Here is a 2,551-nt window from a genome sequence, read left to right as displayed (position 1 = left end):
AGCGCGTAGCTGAAGCCGTTCAGGAGCTGTAGTTCCAGGGCATGAGCTGGTCGATTTGGGAGATTGGCCAGCGATCAGCGATACGCTCGAGGGTCTGGGTGAGCCAGGCGAGCGGATCGACACTGTTCATTTTGGCGGTTTGCAGAAGGGTCGCGACAGTCGCCCACGTGTTTCCGCCGCCGTCGCTGCCTGCAAAAAGCGCATTCTTTCTGACGATTGTCTGGGGCCTGATTGCCCGCTCAACGATATTGGAGTCGATCTCGACGCGGCCGTCGGCCAGGAAGCGCTCGAGGACAGCCCGCCTGGACGCGGCGTAGCGGATCGCCTCGGCCAGCTTCGATTTTCCTGAGATCCGCGGCAGTTCCTTTTCCCAGAGCTTGAACAGATCCGCGACGATGGCGACGGAGCGGTCCTGACGGGCGGCCGCACGTGCGGCAGGAACCTGGCCACGAACCTCCTCTTCAATGGACCAGAGCTCGGCCATGGTCGTGACGCTCTGCGTCGCGATCTGAGAACTGCCGCTGATGTGCAATTCGTAAAATCGGCGGCGCAAGTGAGCCCAGCAGCCCGCGAGAGCGACGGCCTCGTTGGATCTCGCTTTTGCTTTGGCGAGTTGCGTGTAGGCCGAGTATCCATCGACCTGCAGGATGCCGGTGAAGCCCGCCATGTGGCGCGCAACGCAGTCGCCGCCCCGACCGTCCTCGAAGCGATAGGCGACCATGGGCGGGCTGGCGCTGCCGAATGGCCTATCGTCGCGCGCGTAGGCCCATAGCCAAGCTTTCCGAACCTTTCCGGTTCCCGGTGCCAATGTCGGCAAGGTGGTCTCGTCGGCAAAGACCCGCTCGCCCTGCTTGATCCGTTCCAGAACGTAATCGGCCAGCGGCTGGAGCTCGAAGCCGACCTTGCCCATCCATTGCGCCATCAGCGAGCGGCTGAGTTCGACCTTGTCGCGCGCATAGATCGCCTCCTGGCGGTAAAGCGGCAAGCCGTCGGCGTATTTGGAGACGGCAATCTGGGCCAGGAGCCGCTCGGTGGGAATGCCGCTCTCGACAATATGGGCAGGCGCAGGCGCCTGGAATACGCCGTCACGGTTTCTGTAGGCATATTTCGGGCGGCGGGTGACAATCACCCGGAACCTCGCCGGCGTGACGTCCAGACGTTCCGACACATCCTCGCCGATCAGCAACCGATCCAGACCTTCGTAGCCCTCGGGCACCTCCGGCTCGATGATCTGCTCCACCCGCTCAAGATGGGCGGCAAACCCCTTGCGCGGGCGCGGCGCGCGCTTCGCACGATCGGGGGCCACAGCTTCCAGATCGGCAACCGCCTCGCCGACGCCGCTCTCGATCTCCTCGAACACGAAGGCACATTGCTCATCCGTCAGCCCGGGGATGCCCAGTCGCTCAGAACGCCTGCCATAGCGCGATCGCTCCAGCATCTTCACGATCGCCGTCAGTGTGGCAATGCGTTCGTCGGCAGCCTTAATGCGCGCTTCAATCACCTCCACCCGCGTATCGGCAGCCTCGATCCGCTCGGCCGTGAGGCGCATGTTTCGTGCCGCCTGATCCTCCAGAAGGGCGGCCTTTTCGGCGAGCGCCACGACAATCGCCTTCAGCGCATCAACGTCGTCCGGAAGCTCTTCGGCAGCCATCGCCATGACTGGCATCACAGCATGTTCGCAGCCGTTTTCCCAACGCTTTCAAGGGCCTGATTCAACTTGCCACAGGCTCTTCAGCCTACCGATTGCGGCCGCCTCACCACCGCCGGCCGGACCTTCTTCCAGTCCAGCCCGTCAACCAGCGCCAAGAGCTGAGCGTGGTTCAGCTGAACACGCGAGGGCCCGATGCGTGGCCAGCAGAACTTCGTTTCCTCGAGCGTCTTGGCAAATAGGCATACCCCGGACCCGTCCCACCAGACCGCCTTGATTCTGTCCGCTCTTTTCGAGCGGAACACGTAAAGCGCGCCGTTGAACGGATCGACTCCGCCGTCCCGCACCAGCGCCATCAAGCCGTTCGCACCCTTGCGGAAGTCGACCGGCGTCGCCGCCACGTAAACCTGAACGCCCGCCGGGATCATGCCGCCCGCACCGCCCGGATCACCGCGGCAAGCCGATCCGCCGCGACATCGCCACCGGCACGCACCACCACATCGCCAACGATAATCTCCACCATGTCGCTGGCTACCGCGTCGAACCGCGCGAATTTGACCGGCTTGATCCGCGCCTCCGCCAACGGCGCGACCATGCCCGATTCCAACGCCTTGCGACGCCACGCATAGACCTGTGAGGGATCAAGGCCGTGAGAACGCGCAATCGCCGAAACGTTCGCCCCCGGCGCAAACGTCTCCGTCACGATCCTGGTCTTCTCCTCCCGCGACCAGGTCCGAACGCGTCGGGCCGGACTGTGCGCAAGCCGGACCGGCTCGGCCGTGAGAACTTCGAAGTTCTTGCTATCAGACATGTGTGCGCTCACGAGAGCCTCCCAGGATAAATCATCCAGGAGACTCCCAGATCAGCGAACCAGCCGCTACGTGGGGTGACCTACGCGCTTAC

General features: G+C 63.6%; 3 protein-coding genes. All 3 read right to left on the bottom strand.

Annotated features, from left to right (window positions below):
* Positions 1-19 precede the first annotated feature (19 nt).
* The 3 genes from tnpC to NMG80_RS38100 all read right to left on the bottom strand — a co-directional run bounded on the left by tnpC (position 20) and on the right by NMG80_RS38100 (position 2,459).
* The gene (gene tnpC, locus NMG80_RS35090) at positions 20-1,657 is read right to left on the bottom strand and encodes an IS66 family transposase (protein WP_135909845.1); all 1,638 of its coding nucleotides are present in this window, start codon (positions 1,655-1,657) and stop codon (positions 20-22) included.
* Between the two features lie 74 nt (positions 1,658-1,731).
* Positions 1,732-2,076: an IS66 family insertion sequence element accessory protein TnpB gene (tnpB, locus tag NMG80_RS35085; RefSeq protein ID WP_135909843.1), complete on the bottom strand. Its 345-nt coding sequence runs from the start codon at positions 2,074-2,076 to the stop codon at positions 1,732-1,734.
* Complete coding sequence (locus NMG80_RS38100; protein ID WP_135909841.1) at positions 2,073-2,459, bottom strand: transposase; 387 nt, start codon at positions 2,457-2,459, stop codon at positions 2,073-2,075. Before NMG80_RS38100 ends, tnpB begins: the two co-directional genes overlap by 4 nt.
* Between the last annotated feature and the right edge of the window lie 92 nt (positions 2,460-2,551).

It is taken from the genome of Mesorhizobium escarrei (assembly GCF_935825525.1).
GTDB lineage: Bacteria > Pseudomonadota > Alphaproteobacteria > Rhizobiales > Rhizobiaceae > Mesorhizobium > Mesorhizobium escarrei.
Note: the sequence above shows the minus strand (reverse complement) of the source record. Positions and strands in the feature narration are given on the sequence as shown.

Bases quoted from the DNA above. Each gene is read 5' to 3' on its own strand.
- tnpB (WP_135909843.1), bottom strand. From the start codon at position 2,076: ATGATCCCGGCGGGCGTTCAGGTTTACGTGGCGGCGACGCCGGTCGAC.
- tnpC (WP_135909845.1), bottom strand. From the start codon at position 1,657: ATGGCGATGGCTGCCGAAGAGCTTCCGGACGACGTTGATGCGCTGAAG.
- NMG80_RS38100 (WP_135909841.1), bottom strand. From the start codon at position 2,459: ATGTCTGATAGCAAGAACTTCGAAGTTCTCACGGCCGAGCCGGTCCGG.